The following is a 23,812-nucleotide window of genomic DNA, read 5'->3' on the forward strand; positions in this document are numbered from 1 at the left end:
TTATCATTTAAATTATTAAAATATTCGCAAAAAGAAAAATCACCTTTTTAACTTTTATAAAAAACTGTACTTTTGAAAAATCAAAAATGAAAAGTAACAGCACAAAATATCAATCCTTAATGACAACTCAGACAAGAGTTGCAACTGCTGCTACTACAATTACTACTACAACAATTACTACCCCTTAGGGGTATACATCTTTACATATAATCCTGTTTATCTATACTTTTTTCATGAAAGAAGAAAGTCATTGGATACATAAAAATATTTGCATAAAAGAAAAAAAATCAAAAATGAAAGTATTAAAATTTGGCGGAACTTCCGTTGCCAATGCACAAAATATAAAACTCGTTCTCGAAATTGTCAAACAAAAAGCAGAAAAAGACAAACTGGTTGTAGTGGTTTCCGCATTAAGCAAGGTAACTGATTTACTTCATCTGGCAGCTGCAAAAGCCGCAGAAAATGACGAAGGCTTTAGAGATATTGTTGCCGAAATCGAGAAAAAACACTTAGACACCTTAAAAGAACTGATTCCGGTTAGCGAACAAAGCAGTTTGCTAAGCCACGTAAAAAGAATCATCAATCATTTAGAAACTTTATTAGACGGTTGTTTTCTTCTAGGAGAATTATCTCCAAGAACTGCAGATACTATTTTGAGCTTTGGCGAATTACTTTCTTCTTATATTATTGCTCAGGCCTATCAGCAAATTAGCAAAGATGCAGTTTATAAAGACAGCCGCGAGTTAATCAAAACAAATAACGACTTTAGTAAAGCGGTTGTCAATTTTGAAATTTCAGACGTTCTGATTCAGGAATATTTCGCAGAGAATCAATCCCGAATTACTATTTTGCCTGGCTTTATCGCCCAGACTCTTGATGGCATCACATCCACTTTAGGCCGTGGCGGGTCTGATTATACTGCTGCTATCATTGCCGGAGCAATGAATGCTGAACAGCTTGAAATCTGGACAGATGTAAACGGAATGTTTACTGCAAACCCAAAAATTGTAAAACAGGCTCAGCCAATTGCAAACATTTCGTATCAGGAAGCAATGGAATTGTCTCATTTTGGTGCAAAAGTGTTATATCCACCAACAATTCAGCCGGTTTTAAGAAAAAATATTCCGATTTTAATCAAAAATACATTTGAACCGAAAGCCGATGGAACTTTAATCACAAATCAGGCGCCTTCTAATGGAGCAGCTGTAAGAGGAATCAGCCATATTGACCATATTTCGTTACTGACACTTGAAGGTCCGGGAATGATTGGGGTTTCAGGTTCTTCAAAACGTTTGTTTGAGGTTTTATCACACGAAAAAATCAATGTTATATTCATTACTCAGGCGTCATCTGAGCATTCTATTTGTATCGGAATCCTAAATTCGGATGCTGAAAATGCTGAGGAAGCCATCAACAAAGCATTTGAAGTTGAGATTTTACAAAACAAAATCGATCCGTGCATTGTTGAAAAAGACCTTTGTATTATTGCTTTGGTAGGCGAAAACATGAAAAATCACCAGGGTCTGAGCGGAAGAATGTTCAGTACTTTAGGAAAAAATAACGTAAACATCCGTGCGATTGCTCAGGGAGCTTCTGAAAGAAATATTTCAGCAGTAATCAACGAAAGAGACGTCAAAAAAGCACTGAATACATTACACGAAAACTTCTTTGAAGAAAACACCAAACAGCTGAATTTATTCGTAATGGGAGTTGGAAATGTGGGTGAGAAATTCATCGAACAGATTCACTCTCAAAAGAAATTCTTAAAAGAGGTTCTAAAAATTAATGTTCGCGTAATTGCTTTGTCGAACTCCAGAAAAATGATTTTTGACGAAGACGGAATTTCTCTAAAAGACTGGCAGTCGACTTTAGACAAAGGTGAAGCGGCTATTCCAACAGAATTCATCGCACGTGCCAAAGAACTCAATTTAAGAAACAGCATTTTCGTAGATATTACTGCAAATGCAAGCGTTTCTGAAATGTATGAAAAGTTCCTAAAAGAAAGTATTGCGGTTGTAACTTGTAACAAAATTGCCTGTTCCTCTGCTTACGACAATTATAAAAAACTGAAAAGTTTATCTCGCCAATACAACGCTCCGTTTTTATTTGAAACGAATGTGGGTGCGGGATTACCAATTATCGATACGGTAAAAAACTTAATTGCTTCAGGAGATAAAGTGCATAAAATTCAGGCGGTTTTATCCGGAAGTCTGAACTTTATTTTCAACAATTTTGATGAGAATAATTCTTTTCATGATGTGGTAAAAGAAGCCGGAGTGCAGGGATTCACAGAACCGGATCCTAAAATCGACTTAAGCGGAATCGACGTAGCGCGTAAAATCCTGATTTTAATTCGTGAAAGTGGTTACCAAATGGAAATCGAAGACATCGAAAACCTGTCTTTCTTGCCTGGCGAGTGCATGAAGACCGCAAATAACGAAGATTTTTTCAAATCATTGATTACACATGCTTCGCATTTTGAAAATCTTTTGAAAGAAGCCAACGAAAAAGAATCCCGCCTAAAATTTGTGGCGCAATTCGAAAACGGAAAAGCAAGCGTGGGTCTGCAATTCATTCCAAAAGACCATCCTTTCTATAATTTGGAAGGAAAAGACAATATCGTACTTTTCTACACAGATCGTTACGTAGACCAGCCTTTATTAATCAAAGGAGCCGGAGCCGGTGCAGCTGTTACGGCTTCTGGAATTTTTGCGGATGTAATTAGAATTGGAAATATATAATTTAGTCTGAAAGTCGAATGTCATAAAGTCTTAAAGTACTCACTTTTGATTTATGACATTTTATATGACTTTTGACTTTTGACTTTAAAAACTTTATGACTAATATTAAACTATTTTGCCCGGCAACTATCGCCAACCTCTCATGCGGATTTGACGTATTGGGACTTTGCTTAGACAATGCGGGCGATGAAATGATTGTTCGAAAAGTCGATCAAAAAGGCGTTCGAATCACTAAAATTGTGGGTGCCGATTTGCCTCTTGAAACCGAGAAAAACGTTTCGGGTGTGGCAGCTTTGGCGATGTTGGCAACTTTGGACGAACTGGATTTTGGATTTGAAATCGAAATTTATAAAAACATCAAAGCCGGAAGCGGAATCGGAAGCAGTGCTGCCAGTTCTGCCGGAGCGGTTTTCGGAATCAATGAATTGTTGGGAAGACCATATTCCCGTAAAGATTTGGTTCAGTTTGCGATGCAGGGAGAAAAATTAGCCAGCGGAAACGCGCACGCTGACAACGTTGCTCCTGCCCTTTTAGGCGGATTTACGTTGGTAAGAAGTTATGCGCCTCTTGATATTATCAGAATTGACAGTCCGGAAGAATTATACGCAACAGTGGTTCATCCACAGATTGAATTAAAAACATCTGACGCTCGTTCGGTTTTAAAACAAAATGTTTCCCTAAAAAGCGCCATCATGCAATGGGGAAATGTGGGCGGATTGGTTGCAGGTCTTTACACCAAAGATTATGAATTAATTGGAAGATCACTTCATGACGAAATCGTAGAACCTTTAAGAAGCGTTTTAATCCCGGGATTTGACCAGATCAAACAAACGGCTTATGAAAACGGTGCTTTAGGTTCCGGAATTTCAGGTTCCGGTCCGTCGATTTTTGCTTTAAGCAGAGGAAAAGAAACCGCAGACCAAATCGCAAAAGCCATGAGCGATGTTTACGAAAAAATGAATTTGCCGTATGAAATTCACGTTTCGAAGATTAACCCAGATGGAGTTCGCGTTTTGTAAAATGTGAGATGTGAATTGTAAAAAGAATTAAGTACGAAGAATTAAGTATTAAGAGTTATACGAAACGTTTGTCAGACTGAGCGGAGTCGAAGTCCACACAAAGTGAGACACAAAGTATAACACGTCCAGTTTGTCATTTCGACTGAAAGGAGAAATCACACTAGTTTGTCGACAAAGATTGGCGAATTTCTATACGGAGTTTCGAGTGTGATTTCTCGTTCCTCGAAATGACAAACTTTGAGGATTTACATTATGTCTATACGTTGCGGGGCTTCGACTCCGCTCAGCCTGACAGAACTAACACATAATTGAAAACATAATTTATTGAAATAAAAAATATCACCACAAAGCTTTGCGTTCTCTGCGTTTTCAAAAGAAACCAATTCCTTGCGCTCTTTGCGGTTAAATAAAAACAACACAATGAAATACTACAGTTTAAACCATAATGCCCCAAAAGTTTCTTTTCAGGAAGCTGTAATACAAGGATTAGCGAGTGACAAAGGATTATATTTCCCTGAAAATATTACCGCTTTAGATCCCTCTTTTTTTGATAAAATCGAAAGTTTAAGCCACGAAGAAATCGCTTTTGAAGCAATTAAACAATTCGTTGGCGACGAAATCCCGGCAGCAAAACTAAAAGAAATCATCTCGGATACTTTGGTTTTTGATTTTCCGGTGGTGAAAGTCGAAAACGGAATCTATTCGTTAGAATTATTCCATGGCCCAACAATGGCGTTTAAAGACGTTGGAGCGCGATTTATGTCGCGTTGTTTGGGCTATTTCAATAAAGATAAAAAAGACGCTAAAAACACCGTTTTAGTAGCCACTTCCGGAGATACTGGCGGAGCTGTTGCCAGCGGATTTCTAGGCGTTGACGGCGTTGATGTTGTCATTTTATATCCGTCAGGAAAAGTGAGCGATATTCAGGAAAAACAATTGACGACTTTAGGGCAAAACATTAAAGCTCTTGAAGTTGACGGTGTTTTTGATGATTGCCAGGATATGGTAAAAAAAGCGTTTTTAGATGAAACTTTAGCACATAAAAACCTGACTTCGGCGAATTCGATTAATATTGCGCGCTGGTTACCGCAAATGTTTTATTTCTTCTTTGCTTACAAAGCGTTGAAAAGCCAAAACAAACCGTTGGTTTTCTCTTGCCCAAGCGGAAACTTCGGGAATATCTGCGCCGGAATTATGGCAAAGAAATTAGGTTTGCCAATTGAACATTTTGTAGCGTCTACAAACGTAAACGACACCGTACCAAGATTCTTAGAAAACGGAAAATACGACCCGAAACCTTCTAAAGCAACAATCTCTAACGCCATGGACGTTGGAAACCCAAGCAACTTTATCAGGATTCAGGAATTGTACAATAACGACTTAAAAGCTTTCGAAAAAGATTTCTCTTCTTATAGTTATACTGATGAAGAAACATTAGTTGCTCTAAAAAATATTTATAACACAGACGGTTATATCGCAGAACCGCACGGTGCTGTTGGTTATTTAGGTTTGAAAAAAGAACTGGAAAAACACCCTAACGCCATTGGTATTTTCTTAGAAACAGCGCATCCTATTAAATTCTTAGATGTGGTTGAACCTGCTTTAGGAATTACGCTTCCTATTCCTGCTCAAATTGAGAGTGTTATTAATGAGGAGAAAGTTAGTGTGAAGATTGGGACTTATGAGGAGTTGAAGAGTTTTTTGGGGTAAACAATTTATATAAAATCATATACAAAACGACTGAGGATTATTTCAGTCGTTTTGTTTTTTTTTGAGTCAATACTTAATCCCCACAACATTCTTTAGATTTATTTTCTTTCAAAAAAACATATATTTGAAAGGCAAGCAATCGAAACAAAGTTAATTAATTTACTTAAATCAGGACATTACAAAGGTTTCTTATGACTATAAACCAGTTCGTGATAATTCTGTCGCAAACTCATAATATAATCAATTAATATGACATTAGATTTTTTAAAAGGAGGCGCTATCGTCGGCGTCGTAATAGGATTTTGGGATAAAATAAAAGCCTTTTTATGGAAGTTTATTTCAATAATCATTCAAAGAGTGGAAATTAAAACAGATGAAGCTCATGATTCTGTAATTGCATATTTAGTGAAAGATTATAAAAAACTACAAACTTATGACCGAGCGTATGGAGCAACAAACGAAACATTTCGTAGTGGAAAGTATGGTCTAGTTCCATTTGAAAAATTTGGAACAACTTCAATAATTTTTTTAACTAAAAAAAAGTATTTAGGAATACCAATCCCCTTTGTTTTCAACCATGTTGAAGAAAATAAGACCCAGGAAAATCGCTATCAAGAGCCTAATTCTAATGAAAAAACTTACTCTACAATTACATGTTTAAGAGGTTCTTTAGATTTAGATGAAATAATTGAAAATTCTTCAAAAATGCGAAACAAAATATCTTGGCAAATTGAAGAAGAAGAAGAGGGAACTAACAGATTTGATATATTTTATTTACCCAATAAAGACACTAATAATCATGCTTATTTTTCCAAAAATACAGCAGGATATGCTTGGTACAAGCAAAAACAATATAGATTACTTGGAGTAAATTCCGATGATTTAGGAAGAGAAATGTCAACCAATGGAAAAGCTTTAGATAATCTTTTTTTTCCAAAAGAGATAAAAGAACTAATAAGTATTATTTCATTATGGGTCAAAAGTCGTGATTGGTATAAAGAAAAAAATATTCCATGGAAAAGGGGTTGGTTACTTTATGGACCACCTGGTACAGGTAAAACCGCTCTTGTCCGTGCGTTTGCTGAAGATTTAAATATGCCAATCTATGTTTTTTCATTATCCCAAATGTCAAACAATGATTTAATGAGTTCTTGGAAAAATATGCAATTGAATATTCCATGTATTGCCCTTATAGAAGATATTGATAATGTTTTTCATGGACGAAAAAATATATGTCAGAATAACGGAATGATTTCAAGATTATTAACATCTGATGATGATGCAAATAATGATGATAATTCTGGAGCAAAATTTACTCCATTAACTTTTGATTGTCTCTTAAATTGTCTTGACGGTGTGGATAAATCTAATGGTATTTTTACCATCATAACAACAAATGATGTCACGAAAATTGATTCAGCTATTGGGCAGCCCTCAAATGAAAACGGAAAAGAAACATTTGTGTCATCAAGACCAGGAAGAATTGACAAAGCAATCGAATTAACTTATATGCTTAAAGAGAATAAAGTTCAAATGGCAAATAAAATTTTATCAGATTTTCCAGATGAACTTAAAAAAGTACTTTTAGAAATTGAAAAAGACAATAAAGAAACTCCTGCACAATTTCAAGAGTATTGCTCTCAAATAGCAATTCAAGAATATTGGAAACAAAAAGAAAATAGTCAATAAAAGCAATATTGGAACGGGCACGAGCGTGACGCTCGCGCTAGCTGAGAACCAAAGAAATTCAAAAACCAATTGAAACAAGCACGAGTGAGACTCTTGCGCTAGCTAAAAGTTTTTTTTTAATTTATAGAAATCACGGAATTAAAGATAAAAAGTAGATAGTTTAAACATCTTCACTATATAATCTCTGTAGATGGGCCTCACGCTCTTCAGGAGAAAATGCTACTCCATAAGCTTTCGAATTTGATAAAACCCTTAAAGTTTCTTTTGCAAGAAGGTCTTGACTCTGCTGTAAGTTCCCAAATAATTGTGGAGAATAGTATCGGTCAATCTCAGTTTGTTTCAAATTCTTGTAACCTAGATCATTTGCCATTTCCGACAATAGATCTAGACGAAAAGCGTTCTGACTGTCAAAATGTGCCGATTTCGGATGCAAAGCATCATAGAATTGTCGCCATGCCAAACGAACCTTGTGACTGTCCTGAAAAACAACATCAATCTGATTGAGATTATCTACCCACACTTTACTGACCGGAGTAGATTTTCTAGTTGCCATCAAATTTAAAAATAAGTTCATTTTAGCATCTTTCTTAGATTTTCTATCTTGAAAGTAAGCACCTAAAATCCAAATTATGAAAGGTATTAATGTAATAGAAATTAATTCCCCGTAATCTTTTAAAAATTGCGCAATCATAGTTCTGTATGAGATTTAAACCTCACAAATATAAGAAATTTATTAACAACAAACCTCTTGGAAATTAATCTGCGAAGAATCCTAATTTATGATATTATGGAAATGACCAAAATTGCATGTTTAAAAGTTTTTAAATAATATAGAGCTTTTATTAATATACCCCACAGCTAGCGCTAGCGTCCCGATCGTGAACACAAAGAATTTCAAAAACCAATAGAACGTGCACGAGCGAGACGCTCGCGCTAGTATATAAATATTTGAATAATTAAATAAATGAACAAAATTCAACAAATAATTTTACTGGATATAAATGACTCCACAATCTTAGTTATATTTTTACTTTTCTTTGCTTTAACAATATTGCCAGCCATAATTATTTTCAGGCTTTTAAAAAATTGGAGATGCAATAAATTATTAAAAATAATTATAACTATAGTTGTGTCAATTATAATTGTATTTTCAATTTTACATTTAATGTATAAAGTAACTGGAAAAGGATTATTACAATAAATTTAAAAAATCACTTCTTAGTCCCCGCTAGCGCTAACGACTACAATTGGCAAAAAAATTATGAAAACTAAATTTCTCGCCTAGCCCCGATTGCAGTGAAAATCCTTGTGTGCCGGGGTTCGGCAAACAAGATTGTAACGGAAAGCGGGACTGAATTTCATATGAAAATGAATTTTCTGCTCCTAAAAAATTAACCCGATAACGTGAATTTACTTCGTCTGTTCGCTATCTGGAACAATTGCAAAAAAGAAAGGCCCTCATTATCTCGAGAGCCTTTCTTTTTTATATAAAAACCTATACTTTTTGTTTTTCTAGATTTAAGATTTCACTGTTTGATAAGCTAAATTTACAGCTGCAGGTAATTTCTCTTCTTCTTTATCTTTAACTAAAAGTTTTATAGCCAAAACTACAACTCCTGTTACCAGAATAATGATTCCCAATACATAAAAAGCACTTGTGTAATCAATTAAATCCTTGGTTTGTGATACTCCGCTTTCGTCAATCACATCTTTAGTAAATTTAACAGCTTTAGCTTTGAACAGGAAAGCAATCAACATCGCCCCTATATTTCCGCCTGCTCCTACAATTCCGGCAACACTACCTACCGCTTTTGGGTTTACGAAGGGTACAAGACTATAAGTTGCTCCATTTGCCATTTTTAAACTCATTCCAAACAAGAACATTAAAAATATAGCAACTCCTAATTGATTTGTCAGACCAAAGAAAATAACACCAATACCTTCTACAAGAAGCAGTAATGCAAGCAATAAATTTTTCCCTGAAAAACCATATCTCTTACCTACTTTGTCGGCAACGATTCCGCCTAATGGTCTTGCAAAAAGATTGATTAATCCAAAAATACCTGCGCAGATTCCTGCCGTTTTCAAACTAGCACCAAAAGTATCTGTAAAATAAATCGGGGCAAAATTATCAATTGTGATCTCAACTCCAAAACAAGCTGCATAAGCAATGGTCAAAACCCAGGTACGGTAGTCTTTTACAGCCAGCATAAAGGTATTTTCTTTATTGGTTGTTTCTATTCCAAGTTCTTTATAATTACCATTTGGCAAATCTTTAGTAAATCGGAAATATAAAAAAGCAAAAACCAATAATAGTACTCCGGGAACAATCATGGCATATCTCCAGCTGTCTTCCTTAGTACACACTCCTAATCCCACGAATCCTGCTGCAATAAGAGGCATGGTAATATTAGCCAAACCGGCACCTGCATTACCGAATCCTCCTGCTGTAGCATTGGCAGTTCCTTTAATGGACGGCGCAAACATTACTGAAGTATGAAACTGTGTGATCACAAAAGAAGCACCAATAACTCCGATAGCCAATCTAAAAAACAGGAAACTTTCATACGATTGTGAAATACCAATCAATAATACCGGTACAGAACAAATCAGTAATAACCAGGTATAAATTATTCTTGGCCCAAATTTATCGACTAATCGGCCTATTAATAATCTGGCGATAATGGTTGCCGATACCGACGCAATCTGAATGTTACCTAATTGGTCTTTTGTCAGGTGCAATTGCTCTTTGGCGATAGGCATAAGCGATGCCATACCAAACCATGCAAAAAAGCAAAAGAAAAATGTTAACCATGTAATGTGGAAGGTACGCATCTGAACTCCTTTGCCACTAAAAATGTTTAAACTTGAAAGCGGTTGATTTGTTGAAATTGAACTCATATCAAAAAAAATTAATCGTTAAGTACTTTTTATTTTCTAAGTACCCAACTTACGTCTAAGTATTTTACTTATTTACATAGCAAAATTATAAGCTTAACTTGGAATAAAAACTGCCAAAACGCAGTTTTTTGAAAAAAATAAGTATTTATACTTAAGTATTTAATTCTATTTTAAACAACTCACCACATAAGTTCGTGATTAGGAAGAAATTAAATTGAAACCTACACCATGCAGGTACATTGTCCTTAAGTTGAGGAATCGTATTCGTCACTTCGAGTGATTTTTAATTATAATGCGATAGCTTTATGATTAAAAATTGTATCGAGAAGTTTTTTTAGCACTAAGGTTCTCGATACATTTTGTTTAAAAAAGCTATCGCATTTTTTAAACAAAATACTCGAACTGACGGTAACATCTCTTAACTCAATGACATTGAGTGAAGGTGTCACATGTGCACAAAAAACTGAATTGAATTCAGCAGGTTTTACGTATAATTTGTTATTCCGGGGTATAATTTTTATTATCAAAAAAGCAATATAAGATAACTTTCAAGAAGCCTTAGCCGATAAGGGCATTATAAGACCTGCACTCACTATTGCCATTACGACAAAGGAGAACACGAGCTAAGTGAATTGGAGAAAACAATCTCCGTTAGAAAGTTAACAAAGATTGAGGATTTTGATGGCGAAAATGTTTGCGGGGGGCTTATTCTTTGGTCGTAATTGTAAATTTTATTTCCTCGTCCCCAACAAATACAAAATCTTAGTAGGTCCGGATTTTACTCTTCCAACTTCCCAATTAAAATTTTCTTTTTTATTTAAATTAGAAACCAGTGCGTTCATTTCTTCAACAGAATAGGTTCTAAAAGACGAAACTACGCCATCCCACAAAACTAAAATCGGTACAATTGGAATAAGATACGTAAAATGATTCTGCCAATATGAAATGGACTTATAAAGGGCGCTGTCACCAACACGCTAAACGGTGAAAAAATCATAGCCATAATACTCTGAAAACTTCTCTCCTGCCCTTCAAAAATCGCAATGGAACTATTCGTATCAATTGCATTTTGCAGAATCTGCTTTGCGTATTTGGATTTAAAATGATGAAAAGATAAAAATTGCGTTCGCAGTCCTTTTAGGTTTTCAGGAACGTTTCTGGCATCGACTGACATTTTTACAAAATCGAAATTGTCGGCTTGTTTTTTTGTGTGTGTTCGAAGGCAGAAATATTTGGAAAGTAATCGGTGAGCAGAATTTTCAAATCGGGGTTGTTTTGTCGCAATTCGGTATTGAGCCAGATGAGTCCGCCTCCTCCACCTGATGCGAGATCAATAATCTGATTGGTCTGGCTTTCTTTTAATCCTTTTTCGATTATCGGAACTATGCCTTTGTACATGGCAGTTTTATTAGAAAGAAACTGTAGAAAGTCGGTCATATAATTTCTAATAAACTCCGGAAGCCATTGTTGATCTTCAAATTCGAATAAGTGTATTCTGCTCATACTTTATTGATTTGTGTTTTATACAAATTTGAAAAATTTTATTTACAAATTCACTTACATAAATTTAAAATAGCTGTTTTCATTCCACATCAAATTGTAATTTTACTTTTGCAAAAAAAATCAACCCGACATCTAACAGTTTACATTTCACATTTCACATTTCACATTTCACATTTCACATTTCACAAAAAAAATGATTACAAAAGCAACTTTAGAGGATATACCCGCATTAGTTAAATTAATCAACTCGGCTTACAGAGGCGAATCCTCCAAAAAAGGCTGGACTACCGAAGCCCATTTACTCGAAGGAAAAAGAACAGACGAGTCCGAAATGACCGAAATCTTTCTGGATGCAAAAAATACGATTCTGAAATTTACTGAAAATAATAAAATTATTGGTTCTGTTTTATTGGTAGAAAAAGGACATCAATTGTATTTAGGAATGCTGACCGTTTCGCCTGAACTTCAGAACAGCGGCATCGGCAAAAAGCTTTTGGCAGAAGCTGAAAATCAGGCGAAAGCTTTGGGATTGTCGAGTATTATCATGACGGTAATTTCAGTTCGTGAGGAACTTATTGCGTGGTACAAACGTCATGGTTATGTGGATACGGGCGAAAGAGAAGCTTTTCCTGAAAACGAAATTCATGTTACCATTTCTGATGAACCATTGGAGTTTATATTTTTAGAGAAGAAACTTTAAAGTTTTACCGCACAGATTCGCAAAGGGTTACGCAGAGATTCGCAAAGTTTTTTTTATCTCGCAAAAGCGAAAAGTTTTTTCACGCAGATTTAAAAAAGATTTAAGCAGATATGCGAAGATTATCTTTTTAAAATCTGCTCAAATCTGCAGACCCAAGCAACAGCGAACTGGCGAAGCAATCTGCGTGAAATAAAATTTATTTCGATTCTTTAAATAGCTATATTAATTCGCTAAGAGTTACGCAGAAGTTCGCAAAGGTTTTTTTAATCTCGCAAAGGCGAAAAGTTTTTTCACGCAGATTTAAAAAAGATTTAAGCAGATATGCGCAGATTATCTTTTTCAAATCAGCAAAATCTGCAGACCCAAGCGACAGCGAACAGGCGAAGCAATCTGCGTGAAATAAAATTATTTTCGATTCTTTAAATAGCTATATTAATTCGCTAAGAGTTACGCAGAGATTCGCAAAGTTTTTCTTTTTATACCGCAAAGTTCATATTATAAAGATCTGTAATTTAAAAATACATCATTAAAAAATCCCCATATTCTCCGGCTTTATCGTAAATCCGATACGCAACATGTTTTTATGTTCCTGATAATCGATTAAACTTTCTGTATAGCCTACAAACCATTGAAGGGTGAGATAATAATTTTCGTTTTTGTACGGCCTCCAGTTTACCTGTGTCTGTAAAGAACCGTAATTGATAAGCCCACTTCCTTTTCTAAAAAGAATGTCTGCACTCCAACGTCCCGGCTGTATCTGATAAGTGGCACTCGCTTCACCATAACCTACATATTTCGTAAGCCCGGGATTATCATCTTTGTCCACAAGCGGAATCCATCCTCTCAAACCCACTACCCAGCGTGGTGAAATCTGTGATTTTAAAGAGAAAGCAATCATGTTCCAGGTTCGTGAATATATAGAATCCCTGCCATTAGATTCGTGCTCCAACGAGATAGTTCCATAGGTCAGTCTTCCGCCTTTTAAATAAAACGGACGGACAATGGCGACACCCGGATTAAAATTAATTTCTGAAAATGGTTTTGAGCTTGCATAAATGTCCCAAAACGCTTTTTGGGTGTACATCAAATAGGGATAAAATCCACCCCATAAAGGCTTTGATTTCAATCTAAGCTTAAAACTTACCTGATATTTAACATCTGCATTATCACGGGTGATGGCGGTATTGATCGGCACTCCTGTTAAAAAATAATTGTCTTTATGAACCGAAAAACTAGGTTCTTTCAACAGCGAATCTGCTGCCCGAAAATCTTTTTTAGTCTCTACAATAGGTTCTAAAATTTGGGAATTAACTTGGATTGAAAATAAAATGATAAAAATCAACAGGTATTTTGAGCGCATTCTGTAATTTAAATTTGAATTATTATTGTTTTAGACAAGTTATAGTATTTTAAAACAAAATATTAACTCAATAAAATAAGAGTTGACTCAATAAATAAATTAATCAAAACAATTGAATTTTTAAGAAAGAAAAATTACTCCGTTTGTTTTGTGAAAAAAGTTTTGAGGGTTTTAACGTAAAGATTCGCTAAGAGTTACCATAGAAATTCATTAAGTTTTTTTTATAGTAGTGAGATTGGCTCACAATGTTTTGAAATCGCATTGTTTTTAATTTAAGCTAAAAAATCATTTTGTTTGTCTTCCCATGAGGAGTCTGAAGATGGCAAAGCAATTCTTCAACGTTTTGTTTTTGGAGAGCTACTTATACTCCTTCGACTCCACTCAGGATGACATTATAAAATCTATAGAAATCAGCTTAAATCTTTTTTAAATCTGTGTGAAATAAAACTTTGTGACTTCGAGGGATTCTTTTTCATCAAAAAAGCTTAGGTTATTTGTATATCAAAAACTTAGCATCTTTTCTTAATCTTTGATAAAAACTCATGAGAGACTCCAAGATACGAAGACAAATTTTTATTATTTATTTTCTGCACCTTGTGAGGATAACGCTCCTTAAAATCAAGATAACGCTGTTTGGAAGTTTTATTTAAAACATCAAGAAGGCGCTCCTGAATAGCTACATTGGCACTTTCGATCATTAGTACATGAAACTGAAAGAGTTTAGGTACTTTTGCAAATAGCTGTGCTTTTTCTTCTTTATTGATGACTACTATTTCGCTATCTTCAATAGCTTTAATATTATACGTGGTGGGCTTTTGATGATAAAAACTCTGCAGGTCACACATCCATTCGTTTTCAAACGAAAAGAAAATAACGCTTTCGGTTCCATTTTCGTTCAATGCGTACGTTTTAAACAGTCCTTTTAAAATAAATCCCTGATAACTATGGTAGGAATTCTGAATTTGAAGAAATTGATTCTTTTTTAGTTTAATAAGTTGTGTTTTTGAGACAATAATGTCCCATTCCTGATCAGTGAGCGGAATTTTTCGCTCAATGCTTTTTCTTAGTAGGTTGTACATGTTTGTATTTTTTTAAGTAAACGTGGTTTTTCGATAACTGTCAGATTCGGGGGAAAAAACAGTGTAATCGATTACGCAAAAGTATATTATTTGTTCTTTTTTGTAAATTAACAATTGTTAAAAAAACTATTTAGCTTATTTTTTTTACAAAAGTTTGAACTTATTCATTTTTTTGACAATATGATATATAGAGATTTGTACTGTTAAATATTTATAAAACCCCAAACTTACATTATGAAATTTAAATCAACATTATCCATTTTTTTAACTGCAGTAGTTTTCTGTTTTACAGCGTGTAATTCTGAAGAAATTGCTTCATCAAATGAAGCAACAACTATTGAAGGAAACATTGAAACAGGTAATATTTCGACATCAAAAATCGGAAATTGCGCAGAAGTACCTGGCTGGGCTTCACAAAACGGAAACACAACCGGAGGAGGTTCTGCAACTGAAAAAGTTGTTAAAACTTATGCCGAGTTGAAATCTGCAATCGAAAGCAGTTCGGTAAAAGTTATTAAAGTTTCCGGAACTATTACCGTTACAACAAGATTATCATTACAGGATCAAACCGGAAAAACTATTTACGGAGCAAGCGGAGCAAAATTGGTTTCTACTAACCAGACTAAAGACGGTTCCGGTATTATTAACATTAAAAGATGTAAAAATCTAATCATCAGAAACTTAATTTTTGAAGGTCCTGGTGCTTACGACACTGACGGCTGGGACAATGCTATCTTAGACGACTGCCAAAATGTATGGGTTGACCACTGCGAATTTAGAGATGGTGTTGACGGTAACTTTGACATCAAAAATAAATCTGATTATATTTCGGTTACATATTCTAAATTTCATTACTTAAAAGCGCCAAAAGCGGGTGGATCAGGAGGTTCTGATGATCACAGGTATTCAAATTTAATTGGTTCAAGCGATGGTGCTAGTGGAGATCGTGGAAAATTAAGAATCACTTTTGCAAGATGCTGGTGGGCTCAGGGCTGTAAAGAAAGAATGCCCAGAGTTCGTTTTGGAAAAGTGCATTTGGTTAACAATTTCTTCAATAGTACTGTAAGCAACAAATGTATTGCTGCCGGTGTTGAAGCTGATATTCGTATCGAAAGCAACGTTTTTGAAGGTGTAAAAACGCCAATCGATTTGATGAGTGGCTATACAGCTGTTACTGAAAGCGACAATGTTTTCACTAATACAACAGGAAATAAAGCAGGTAACAAAACAGCTTTTACACCTCCTTATACTATTGTAAAACTTAATAAAACAGCTGTCAAAGCAGATATTTCTTCTAATGCGGGAGCTACTTTAGGCGGTAACATTTGCGGTTCATTCTAATGAAACCAAAATAGAAAAAAATTAGTTTAGTTTTTAACCACGGATTGCAGTTGTGCAGTTCGTGGTTTTTTTAGTTCAGCTTGAAATCAAATAAGTTTCTTATGTTTATTTTACAGTTATACAGTCTTTTAAGTGCTTTTTGTTTAACGCAGCATTTTAAAAAAATAATCCGATGAAATAAAACATTTTATCCATTTAATCTGTAAATAAAAAACTTTGCACGATTTTAAAATATTGTGTCAGACGTACAACAGTGGGGCTTTAGAGAAAATCTTTGAATATCAAACATCAAAAGCTAAAGAACCAGCTCTTCAAACAACCTCTGAATCGTTTTCTCCAAGTCCACACACAACCCCGGATGCGGCCTCGACGTTTGAATCGCAGAACTTCGAATAGCCGTTAACCATCTAAAGCGCTCCGGAATATCAAACTCAGCAATTGGACCGCCGTCTTTGGCTCCGTTTGTGATTTTTACTAATGACGTTAAATTGCATTCCAATTGTTCTATGTCAAAATCAGCAGAAAGGGCTCGTATTTTTTCTTTATTTAAGTGAAAAAGAACCTTTATAAATTTGGCTTTTTTGCAAAACAAAATGATTCCGATATTCAGGAATTCTTCGCGCTCTACCCTTGGCACAACCCGAATCACAGCATACTCATATAAGTGATTATCTTGCATTTTGAGCCTGATTTACAAATATTTCTGAATTGGCTAACCTTGTCTTTAAAAACTGTAAATATACATTTCGTAAACCTTCCGGTGTTTCGTCTGTGTCCTCCCATTCCAGCCAGTCAAGCGGAATCGTATTTACAATTTCTTCTAAAATTTCGGGTGTCAAAATCGCTTTAAATTCGGCGTCAACTTCCTTTAAAAGTGAGGCCTGAGGCAGTAAAACGTGATCTTTTATCAAAGCAAAAGGACTTTTGGCATGCTGTTCCCAGTTATTCCAGGAATGATGAAAATACAAACATGCACCGTGATCGATCAGCCATAATTCTTTATGCCAGATCAGCATATTGGTGTTTTTAAAAGTTCGGTCGACATTTGTGATATAAGCATCCAGCCAGACAATCTGCGAAGCTAATTTGGCATCGACAGTCGTAACAACAGGATCAAAAGTAATCGCACCCGACAGAAAATGAAGCGCCAGATTTAATCCCTGACTTCCCTGAAGCAAATCCTGAATCTCTTCATCGGCTTCGGTTCTTCCAAAAGCTTCATCGAGATTGGCAAAAACCAATTCAGGAAGCTGTAATTTTAAGGCTTTCGCAACCTGTCCGCCTACCAATTCGGCAATCAAAGCTTTTACGCCATGACCGGCACCTTTAAATTTCAGGACATATTTAAAATCGTCATCGGCTTCCGCCAAAGCAGGCAAAGAACCTCCCTCGCGCAAAGGCGTAATGTAACGCGTAACATTTACCGTTCTGAGATTGAAATTGTTTTTCATAATTATTTTCTGAAATACAAACTTAGTAATTTAGAATGTTAGACTTCTTAGATTTTAGACTTTTTAGATTTCAGTTTCTTTTCATGAAACGAAAAAGCTCCATTTTAAGGAGCTTTTCATTTTTAAAAAGTAATTATCTAATTGACAAATTATCTCATTATCAAATTATCCCTCTTCATCTTCAGTATTATGCGATTTCACATAATTGCGCCATTTTTCAATACAATCCTGAAAATCCTGAGGCAATTCGGTATCAAACCGCATCATTTCGCCCGTGTTCGGATGAACGAATCCAAGTGTTTTAGCATGCAATGCCTGACGTGGCAAGGCTTTAAAACAATTTTCGATAAACTGCTTGTATTTCGTAAAAGTAGTTCCTTTTAGAATCAAATGACCTCCGTAACGTTCATCATTAAACAATGGATGCCCGATATGTTTCATGTGCGCACGAATCTGGTGTGTTCTTCCTGTTTCCAGTTTACACGAAATCAAAGTCACATAACCAAAACGTTCGAGAACTTTATAATGCGTAATTGCAGGTTTCCCTATTTCAGGATCAGCAAAAACCGCCATTTGCATGCGGTCTTTTAAATGTCTGGCAAGATTTCCTTCAATCGTTCCGCTTTCTGCAGCCACATTTCCCCAAACCAAAGCAACATACTCACGTTCTGTGGTTTTAGCTTCAAATTGTTTTGCCAGATGCGTCATCGCAGCTTCCGTTTTGGCTATAATCAAAAGCCCGGACGTATCCTTATCAATTCGGTGAACCAAACCTGGGCGTTCGCTGCTGTTCATTGGCAAATTTTCAAAATGAAATGCCAAAGCATTCACCAAAGTTCCGGTATAATTACCATGACCGGGATGCACTACCAATCCGGGTGGTTTATTGATAAGCAGGAGCGCTTCATCTTCATACACGATATCCAGTGGAATATCCTCCGGATCTACTCTATTCTCAAACGGCGGATGCGACAACATTACGGTTATCACATCAAAAGGTTTTACTTTATAATTTGACTTTACCGGAATATCATTTACAAAAATGTTCCCGTCATTTGCCGCGTTCTGAATTTTATTACGCGTGGCATTCTGAATCAAATTCATTAAATATTTGTCAATACGCAAAAACGCCTGACCTTTTGGGACTTCAAATCTGTAATGTTCGAATAATTCGTCTTCCAGATCTAAATTTTCTTCAATATTATTGTTCATCAGCTGGGGTTTCTTCAATTGGCGCAGCAGTACTGTCTATAGCCTCACTTTCATCTACATAACTCGCTTTTCCGTCACCTAAAACCAAATCGATTTTAGACGCTTTCAGCACACGGTCTCCTGCTTTCAGGTTTCTGCCTTTATAACGGAGTTCCAGAACCATATCTTTTCCAAGATTCGGAATATACGTAATCGTTCCTTCCTGAAGTCCTAAAGCTTTCAATGTCGGAACTGCCTCGCGATAGGTTTTATCAATTAAATCAGGAATTCGAACAGATGAAAATCCCGACGCATTAATTTTAATATATATTTTTCGTCCTACTTTTACCATTGTTCCCGGCAGCGGATCCTGCTCTACAACGCTAAATTTCGGAAACTCACTTCTATAATCAACACTATCCAAAAGCACATAATCCAGGTCAAGTTCATCCAGTTTTTCTTCTACCTGCTCCTCAGTCAGTTTAGCTAAATTCGGAACCGCAATTTCATGTCCGTGATCTGTTGTAAACGTCAGCCAATGCATAAACAAATAACCTAAAACCGCAATAATAGCAGCTGCACCCAACACTTGTAAAAAAAACACACGGCTCGTTAAATACTTACGTAAACTCATAAATTTATTTTTAGATGAACGCAAAGATAAAGCTATTTCGTTTCAAAAAAAATGATAATTTTGTTTTAAGCAAGAAAGTAACGTGATGTTATAAATGCTGAAGACAAAGATTATTGGAATTTGGAATTTTAATATTTAGAATTTCAATTTTAAGGAGCTGTTTCCTGCTGTCCGCTGTATCTTTTGCGCCGAACCCCGGCACAAAAGGATGCCGCTTCCATCAGGGCTAGGTCTCCGGGTTTCATAACAACGTTTTCGTCACTATTATTGACAATCGTGTCAGACTGAGCGGAGTCGAAGTCCTATATGCCGAATCACTTTGCGGGGACTTCGACTCCGCTCAGTCTGACAAAAAAGAAGTTGTAAAACATGACACGAGGCTTTAACCGAATTGGCGTAGCAAACAAAGAAAACCTGAAACCTTAAACAAAGAAAATTAACGATTAAACACATAAACACCAAAAAATGAAAAACATAGCCATCATCATGGGCGGATATTCAAGCGAATATAAAATCTCTCTAATCAGCGGAAACGTAGTAAAACAATACCTTGACAAAACAAAATACAACGGATTCCGTATTCATATTTTCAAAGAAAAATGGGTGTATGTAGACGAAAACGATGCTGAATTTCCAATTGACAGAAACGATTTCTCTGTAACCGTAAACGGCGAGAAAATCAAATTTGACTGTGTTTTTAATGCCATTCACGGCTCTCCGGGCGAAGACGGACTCATGCAGGCGTATTTTGAATTGCTGGGAATACCTCAAACTTCCTGCGATTATTATCAGGCAGCCGTAACCTTCAATAAACGTGATTTATTATCGGTTTTAAAACCATACGGAATCAAAACAGCTATCTCTTATTACCTAAATAAAGGAGACGAAATCAATACAGCTGAAATCGTAAAAAAAGTAGGTTTGCCTTGTTTCGTAAAACCAAACAAAGCCGGATCAAGTTTCGGAATCTCAAAAGTAAAAACCGAAGCCGAATTGCCAATCGCTATTGAAGTAGCATACAAAGAAGACAACGAAATAATCATCGAAAGTTTCCTTGACGGAACGGAGGTTTCTGTTGGGGTTATCAATTACAAAGGCGAAATCATCGTGTTACCCATCACCGAAATCGTTTCTGACAATGATTTCTTTGATTACGAAGCGAAATACGAAGGAAAATCACAGGAAATCACTCCTGCGAGAATTTCAGATGAACTGACACAAAAAATTGGCGAAACAGCCAAACGTGCTTACGAAGTGTTGAAAATGAAAGGATTCTCAAGAAGCGAATTCATTATCGTAAACAACGAACCGCACATGCTGGAAATGAACACCATTCCGGGTTTAACAACAGAAAGTCTAATTCCGCAGCAAGCCAAAGCAGCCGGAATAACTCTTGAAGATTTATTTACCAATGCTATTGAGCTGGCTTTAGCGTAAGCTTGTCAAGATATTAGAGGTGCTGAGTTTCTAAAATTTCAGCACCTCATTTTTTTAATAAAATGTCACACATTAATTTATGATGATTTTAGTTGGAACGCGGGATTCAAACATAAAAAACGGAATAATTTTAAACGAAAAATGTCCAAAATGCAACGAAGAAAACACATTGCATTTTAGTATTTACAGAAAATATATTTCTCTTACTTTAGTTCCTTTGTTTCCGGTTGGTAAAACGGTTTTTATTAATTGTAATCATTGCGATGAAAATTTTGATTACGAAGATTTACCTGAAAGTATTCAACTAAAACTGAGAAATGAAAAATTAGATGCTACACCCTGGATGTTTTTGGGTTCCATTATTTTAGTTGCATTCATTATTTTTTCAATCAGTAATTATTTTGAAGAAAAGGACGAGACCAGCATTCTAATAAAAAATCCAATTGAGGGAGACGTTTATAATTTAAAGTTCTCTAACGGTTATTATTCGAACATGAGAATTGATAAAGTAACCAAAGACAGTGTTTATACTACCCATAATGATTTTGAGGTCTATATGCCATACGAAATCGACGATTTAGATAAGCCTGAAAATTTTTCAAATCAAAAAGTTTATTATTCCAGAAAAGATATTTTAAAACTTTATCAGGAAGATGAAATAATAAAAATAAGGCGAAAATAATAGTTTAATTTTCCAATAAAAACTCAGTAACTTAGTTCCTCAGAACCTTAGCACCTCAACAAATGAAAGAAATCTTCGAATGGAATAGATTGCTATTTAATGAATTACCGGGAGTATTTCTTCTGGAAGTCATATTTCGTTCCACCGTAATGTTTATTATTTTACTGCTGACCTTAAAACTGGCAGGAAAAAGAGGCGTAAAACAATTATCAATTTTTGAAACCGTAATTGTCATTGCTTTAGGATCTGCAGCGGGTGATCCTATGTTTTATGAAGATGTCGGGATTGTGCCGGCTATCATCGTTTTTGCCGTTATTATGATTTTGTACAGGACTGTAACCTGGCTGACCGGAAAAAGCAAAAAATTTGAAGAATTTATTGAAGGTAAAACCGAATGCCTTATTCAGGACGGAAAATTTTCTATAACCAGTTTCAAAAAAGAAACTTTGGCACAGGATGAATTTTTCTCTGAACTTCGTATAAAATCTATCGAACACTTAGGACAGGTGAAACACGCTTTTATAGAACCTAGCGGAGAAATAAGCGTTTTTTATTACCCAGACGAAGAAGTCGGCTACGGATTGCCAATATTGCCTGCTTTGTTTACTGAAAAAAGCAAAATTATTCCAACAGACGGAACTTATTCCTGCTCGTTCTGCGGACACACAGAAAAGCAAAAAGCAGGTACTGCAAAATGTAAGGTTTGTCAAAAAGAAGAATGGGTTGAATCTATAAATACAAAAAGGATAACGTAGAGAAATTCCAATATTTAAAAATACCAAATTCCAAAGCTTTCTGCTTTGAAAAAAAACTTAGAAGCTTAGCTCCTCAGAACCTTAGAAACTTTAAAAAATGAAAAAAGCTATATTTCCGGGATCGTTTGATCCTATTACTCTTGGACACGAAGACATTATCAAAAGAGGAATCCCTTTGTTTGATGAAATTATAATAGCCATTGGAGTCAATGCTAAAAAAAAATACATGTTTTCACTTGAAGAAAGAAAACGGTTTATTGAAGAAACATTCAAAGATGAACCCAAAGTTTCGGTTATCACTTACGAAGGTTTGACCATCGATCTGGCAAAAAAACTAAAAGCCAATTTTATTTTAAGAGGTTTGCGTAATCCTGCCGATTTCGAGTTCGAAAAAGCGATAGCGCACACCAATAGAAAACTTTCTAAAATTGAAACTGTATTTTTACTAACTGCAGCAGGTACTTCATTCATCAGTTCGAGTATTGTTCGTGATGTATTGCGCCACGGAGGTGAATATGAAATGCTGGTTCCAGATGCGGTGAGGGTTAAGAAATAATCTTATAAAACCTTTTGAAAGCAAAATTTTCTAATCTAGCCCTGATAAAAGCGCTATCCTTTTTCTAGCTTTTTAAATAGAAAAAGATACGAGCGGATAGCGGGACAAATGGTGTTGAAAAAATAAAACTTCTGCTTCAAAAAAATACACTCGCCGGCAATTTAAATATTTTGTGACCCTAAATATAAATTTGTAAGCCATTCAAATTATAAGTAATTTCGGCCTTTCAAATAAAAATCAAACAATGAGCATCGAAAGAGAATTAAACAAACGCAGCGGATCTAAATGTGAACTTTGCGGCGCTGAAGAAAACCTAAAAGTATATACCGTTTTACCAACTCAAAAAGGCGGCATTGATGAAGCTGTATTAGCTTGCAGCACTTGTATTGACCAAATTGAAAATCCTGATAACGTTGATTTAAATCACTGGAGATGCCTTAACGACAGTATGTGGAATGAAAACATTCCGGTTCAGGTTGTGGCCTGGAGAATGTTGAGCCGTATGCGTGCTGCCGGCTGGCCTCAGGAACTGCTTGACATGATGTATTTAGACGAAGATACTCTTGCTTGGGCGCAGGCAACCGGTGAAGGCGAAGATGACGAAAACAAACTCGTTCACCGTGACAGTAACGGCGTAGTTTTACAACACGGAGATTCTGTAGTTTTAATCAAAGATTTGAAAGTAAAAGGATCAAGTATGGTAGCCAAACAAGGCACTGCTGTTCGTAACATTCGTTTAGACCATGAAAATGCTGAATATATTGAAGGAAAAGTAGATGGTCAGCAAATTGTCATTATAACACAATACGTTAAGAAAATATAGGTTTAAAAAAAGTCACAGTTTTTGATTTAAATTACTAACTGTGACTTTACTTTTTAGAAAACACTTTTATTTACCCACATTGTGGTTCCTCCCCCCCTTCCCTATATTGGTTTTCGCATTTATAGTGAAATTCAAATTCTAAATTTAAACTGCTATTCCTAAAAATTTACTAGTTTTCACAATGAATGTTTTTAAGTTATAAGTTTATTTAAGTTATAAGCTTCGGTTTGGTTTTAGTTA

21 protein-coding genes are annotated in these 23,812 nt (G+C 35.5%); 11 read left to right on the forward strand and 10 right to left on the reverse strand.

The window, feature by feature from the left end; all coding sequences use genetic code 11:
* The first annotated feature begins 293 nt into the window (after positions 1-293).
* From thrA to AAEO57_RS12510, 4 genes are all read left to right on the forward strand, one after another.
* The gene (gene thrA, locus AAEO57_RS12495; protein ID WP_341693076.1) at positions 294-2,741 is read left to right on the forward strand and encodes a bifunctional aspartate kinase/homoserine dehydrogenase I; all 2,448 of its coding nucleotides are present in this window, start codon (positions 294-296) and stop codon (positions 2,739-2,741) included.
* A 95-nt stretch (positions 2,742-2,836) separates the two neighbouring features.
* A complete protein-coding gene (locus AAEO57_RS12500) occupies positions 2,837-3,760 on the forward strand; it encodes a homoserine kinase (RefSeq protein ID WP_341693078.1) in 924 nt (307 codons plus the stop codon).
* A gap of 420 nt (positions 3,761-4,180) precedes the next feature.
* Complete coding sequence (thrC, locus tag AAEO57_RS12505) at positions 4,181-5,470, forward strand: threonine synthase (RefSeq protein WP_341693080.1); 1,290 nt, start codon at positions 4,181-4,183, stop codon at positions 5,468-5,470.
* Positions 5,471-5,719: 249 nt separating this feature from the next.
* The gene (locus AAEO57_RS12510) at positions 5,720-7,159 is read left to right on the forward strand and encodes an AAA family ATPase (protein WP_341693082.1); all 1,440 of its coding nucleotides are present in this window, start codon (positions 5,720-5,722) and stop codon (positions 7,157-7,159) included.
* A gap of 160 nt (positions 7,160-7,319) precedes the next feature.
* Here AAEO57_RS12510 and AAEO57_RS12515 read toward each other — a convergent pair whose 3' ends face one another.
* The 4 genes from AAEO57_RS12515 to AAEO57_RS12530 form a co-directional block, all read right to left on the reverse strand.
* Positions 7,320-7,850, reverse strand: coding sequence for a DUF6680 family protein (locus AAEO57_RS12515; protein WP_341693084.1), 531 nt, complete (start codon positions 7,848-7,850; stop codon positions 7,320-7,322).
* 827 nt (positions 7,851-8,677) lie between these two features.
* A complete protein-coding gene (locus tag AAEO57_RS12520) occupies positions 8,678-10,060 on the reverse strand; it encodes an MFS transporter (RefSeq protein WP_341693086.1) in 1,383 nt (460 codons plus the stop codon).
* Positions 10,061-10,952: 892 nt separating this feature from the next.
* Positions 10,953-11,234 carry a hypothetical protein gene (locus AAEO57_RS12525; protein WP_341693088.1) on the reverse strand — a complete coding sequence of 94 codons (282 nt, stop codon included), beginning with the start codon at positions 11,232-11,234 and terminating at the stop codon, positions 10,953-10,955.
* A 2-nt stretch (positions 11,235-11,236) separates the two neighbouring features.
* Positions 11,237-11,563 carry a hypothetical protein gene (locus tag AAEO57_RS12530; RefSeq protein ID WP_341693090.1) on the reverse strand — a complete coding sequence of 109 codons (327 nt, stop codon included), beginning with the start codon at positions 11,561-11,563 and terminating at the stop codon, positions 11,237-11,239.
* Positions 11,564-11,756: 193 nt separating this feature from the next.
* Between AAEO57_RS12530 and AAEO57_RS12535 the strand changes: the two genes are divergently transcribed.
* Positions 11,757-12,263, forward strand: coding sequence for a GNAT family N-acetyltransferase (locus AAEO57_RS12535; RefSeq protein ID WP_341693092.1), 507 nt, complete (start codon positions 11,757-11,759; stop codon positions 12,261-12,263).
* Between the two features lie 526 nt (positions 12,264-12,789).
* Here AAEO57_RS12535 and AAEO57_RS12540 read toward each other — a convergent pair.
* Both AAEO57_RS12540 and AAEO57_RS12545 read right to left on the reverse strand, forming a co-directional pair.
* A complete protein-coding gene (locus AAEO57_RS12540) occupies positions 12,790-13,623 on the reverse strand; it encodes a phospholipase A (protein WP_341693094.1) in 834 nt (277 codons plus the stop codon).
* Between the two features lie 509 nt (positions 13,624-14,132).
* Positions 14,133-14,702: a Crp/Fnr family transcriptional regulator gene (locus AAEO57_RS12545; RefSeq protein WP_341693096.1), complete on the reverse strand. Its 570-nt coding sequence runs from the start codon at positions 14,700-14,702 to the stop codon at positions 14,133-14,135.
* Between the two features lie 234 nt (positions 14,703-14,936).
* On the opposite strand from AAEO57_RS12545, the gene AAEO57_RS12550 reads away from it, so the two are divergent.
* Positions 14,937-16,043, forward strand: coding sequence for a pectate lyase family protein (locus AAEO57_RS12550; protein ID WP_341693099.1), 1,107 nt, complete (start codon positions 14,937-14,939; stop codon positions 16,041-16,043).
* A gap of 295 nt (positions 16,044-16,338) precedes the next feature.
* Here the strand turns inward: AAEO57_RS12550 and AAEO57_RS12555 are convergent, their stop codons facing one another.
* The 4 genes from AAEO57_RS12555 to AAEO57_RS12570 form a co-directional block, all read right to left on the reverse strand.
* Positions 16,339-16,722: a DUF3037 domain-containing protein gene (locus tag AAEO57_RS12555; protein WP_341693101.1), complete on the reverse strand. Its 384-nt coding sequence runs from the start codon at positions 16,720-16,722 to the stop codon at positions 16,339-16,341.
* Entirely contained in the window at positions 16,712-17,494 is a 783-nt protein-coding gene (locus AAEO57_RS12560) for a HipA family kinase (protein WP_341693103.1), read from the reverse strand. Before AAEO57_RS12560 ends, AAEO57_RS12555 begins: the two co-directional genes overlap by 11 nt.
* 165 nt (positions 17,495-17,659) lie before the next feature.
* The gene (locus AAEO57_RS12565; RefSeq protein ID WP_341693105.1) at positions 17,660-18,706 is read right to left on the reverse strand and encodes an RluA family pseudouridine synthase; all 1,047 of its coding nucleotides are present in this window, start codon (positions 18,704-18,706) and stop codon (positions 17,660-17,662) included.
* Complete coding sequence (locus tag AAEO57_RS12570; protein WP_341693108.1) at positions 18,696-19,319, reverse strand: PASTA domain-containing protein; 624 nt, start codon at positions 19,317-19,319, stop codon at positions 18,696-18,698. Before AAEO57_RS12570 ends, AAEO57_RS12565 begins: the two co-directional genes overlap by 11 nt.
* Positions 19,320-19,784: 465 nt before the next feature.
* On the opposite strand from AAEO57_RS12570, the gene AAEO57_RS12575 reads away from it, so the two are divergent.
* The 5 genes from AAEO57_RS12575 (at position 19,785) to AAEO57_RS12595 (ending at position 23,572) form a co-directional block, all read left to right on the forward strand.
* Complete coding sequence (locus AAEO57_RS12575) at positions 19,785-20,756, forward strand: D-alanine--D-alanine ligase (protein ID WP_341693110.1); 972 nt, start codon at positions 19,785-19,787, stop codon at positions 20,754-20,756.
* Positions 20,757-20,835: 79 nt separating this feature from the next.
* A complete protein-coding gene (locus tag AAEO57_RS12580; RefSeq protein WP_341693112.1) occupies positions 20,836-21,438 on the forward strand; it encodes a zinc ribbon domain-containing protein in 603 nt (200 codons plus the stop codon).
* 62 nt (positions 21,439-21,500) lie between these two features.
* Complete coding sequence (locus AAEO57_RS12585; RefSeq protein WP_341693114.1) at positions 21,501-22,193, forward strand: DUF421 domain-containing protein; 693 nt, start codon at positions 21,501-21,503, stop codon at positions 22,191-22,193.
* A 97-nt stretch (positions 22,194-22,290) separates the two neighbouring features.
* Positions 22,291-22,749, forward strand: coding sequence for a pantetheine-phosphate adenylyltransferase (gene coaD, locus AAEO57_RS12590; protein WP_341693115.1), 459 nt, complete (start codon positions 22,291-22,293; stop codon positions 22,747-22,749).
* Positions 22,750-22,993: 244 nt separating this feature from the next.
* Positions 22,994-23,572: a PhnA domain-containing protein gene (locus AAEO57_RS12595; protein WP_341693116.1), complete on the forward strand. Its 579-nt coding sequence runs from the start codon at positions 22,994-22,996 to the stop codon at positions 23,570-23,572.
* The last annotated feature ends 240 nt before the right edge of the window (positions 23,573-23,812 follow it).

Source organism: Flavobacterium calami (genome assembly GCF_038290035.1).
In the GTDB taxonomy this organism is placed as follows: Bacteria; Bacteroidota; Bacteroidia; order Flavobacteriales; family Flavobacteriaceae; genus Flavobacterium; species Flavobacterium calami.

Coding starts and splice junctions, on each gene's coding strand:
- AAEO57_RS12500 (WP_341693078.1), top strand. CDS start 2,837: ATGACTAATATTAAACTATTTTGCCCGGCAACTATCGCCAACCTCTCA.
- thrC (WP_341693080.1), top strand. CDS start 4,181: ATGAAATACTACAGTTTAAACCATAATGCCCCAAAAGTTTCTTTTCAG.
- AAEO57_RS12585 (WP_341693114.1), top strand. CDS start 21,501: ATGAAAGAAATCTTCGAATGGAATAGATTGCTATTTAATGAATTACCG.
- AAEO57_RS12525 (WP_341693088.1), bottom strand. CDS start 11,234: ATGTCAGTCGATGCCAGAAACGTTCCTGAAAACCTAAAAGGACTGCGA.
- AAEO57_RS12550 (WP_341693099.1), top strand. CDS start 14,937: ATGAAATTTAAATCAACATTATCCATTTTTTTAACTGCAGTAGTTTTC.
- AAEO57_RS12570 (WP_341693108.1), bottom strand. CDS start 19,319: ATGAGTTTACGTAAGTATTTAACGAGCCGTGTGTTTTTTTTACAAGTG.
- AAEO57_RS12535 (WP_341693092.1), top strand. CDS start 11,757: ATGATTACAAAAGCAACTTTAGAGGATATACCCGCATTAGTTAAATTA.
- AAEO57_RS12565 (WP_341693105.1), bottom strand. CDS start 18,706: ATGAACAATAATATTGAAGAAAATTTAGATCTGGAAGACGAATTATTC.
- AAEO57_RS12595 (WP_341693116.1), top strand. CDS start 22,994: ATGAGCATCGAAAGAGAATTAAACAAACGCAGCGGATCTAAATGTGAA.
- AAEO57_RS12510 (WP_341693082.1), top strand. CDS start 5,720: ATGACATTAGATTTTTTAAAAGGAGGCGCTATCGTCGGCGTCGTAATA.
- AAEO57_RS12560 (WP_341693103.1), bottom strand. CDS start 17,494: ATGAAAAACAATTTCAATCTCAGAACGGTAAATGTTACGCGTTACATT.
- AAEO57_RS12580 (WP_341693112.1), top strand. CDS start 20,836: ATGATGATTTTAGTTGGAACGCGGGATTCAAACATAAAAAACGGAATA.
- coaD (WP_341693115.1), top strand. CDS start 22,291: ATGAAAAAAGCTATATTTCCGGGATCGTTTGATCCTATTACTCTTGGA.
- AAEO57_RS12530 (WP_341693090.1), bottom strand. CDS start 11,563: ATGAGCAGAATACACTTATTCGAATTTGAAGATCAACAATGGCTTCCG.
- AAEO57_RS12575 (WP_341693110.1), top strand. CDS start 19,785: ATGAAAAACATAGCCATCATCATGGGCGGATATTCAAGCGAATATAAA.
- thrA (WP_341693076.1), top strand. CDS start 294: ATGAAAGTATTAAAATTTGGCGGAACTTCCGTTGCCAATGCACAAAAT.
- AAEO57_RS12515 (WP_341693084.1), bottom strand. CDS start 7,850: ATGATTGCGCAATTTTTAAAAGATTACGGGGAATTAATTTCTATTACA.
- AAEO57_RS12555 (WP_341693101.1), bottom strand. CDS start 16,722: ATGCAAGATAATCACTTATATGAGTATGCTGTGATTCGGGTTGTGCCA.
- AAEO57_RS12520 (WP_341693086.1), bottom strand. CDS start 10,060: ATGAGTTCAATTTCAACAAATCAACCGCTTTCAAGTTTAAACATTTTT.
- AAEO57_RS12540 (WP_341693094.1), bottom strand. CDS start 13,623: ATGCGCTCAAAATACCTGTTGATTTTTATCATTTTATTTTCAATCCAA.
- AAEO57_RS12545 (WP_341693096.1), bottom strand. CDS start 14,702: ATGTACAACCTACTAAGAAAAAGCATTGAGCGAAAAATTCCGCTCACT.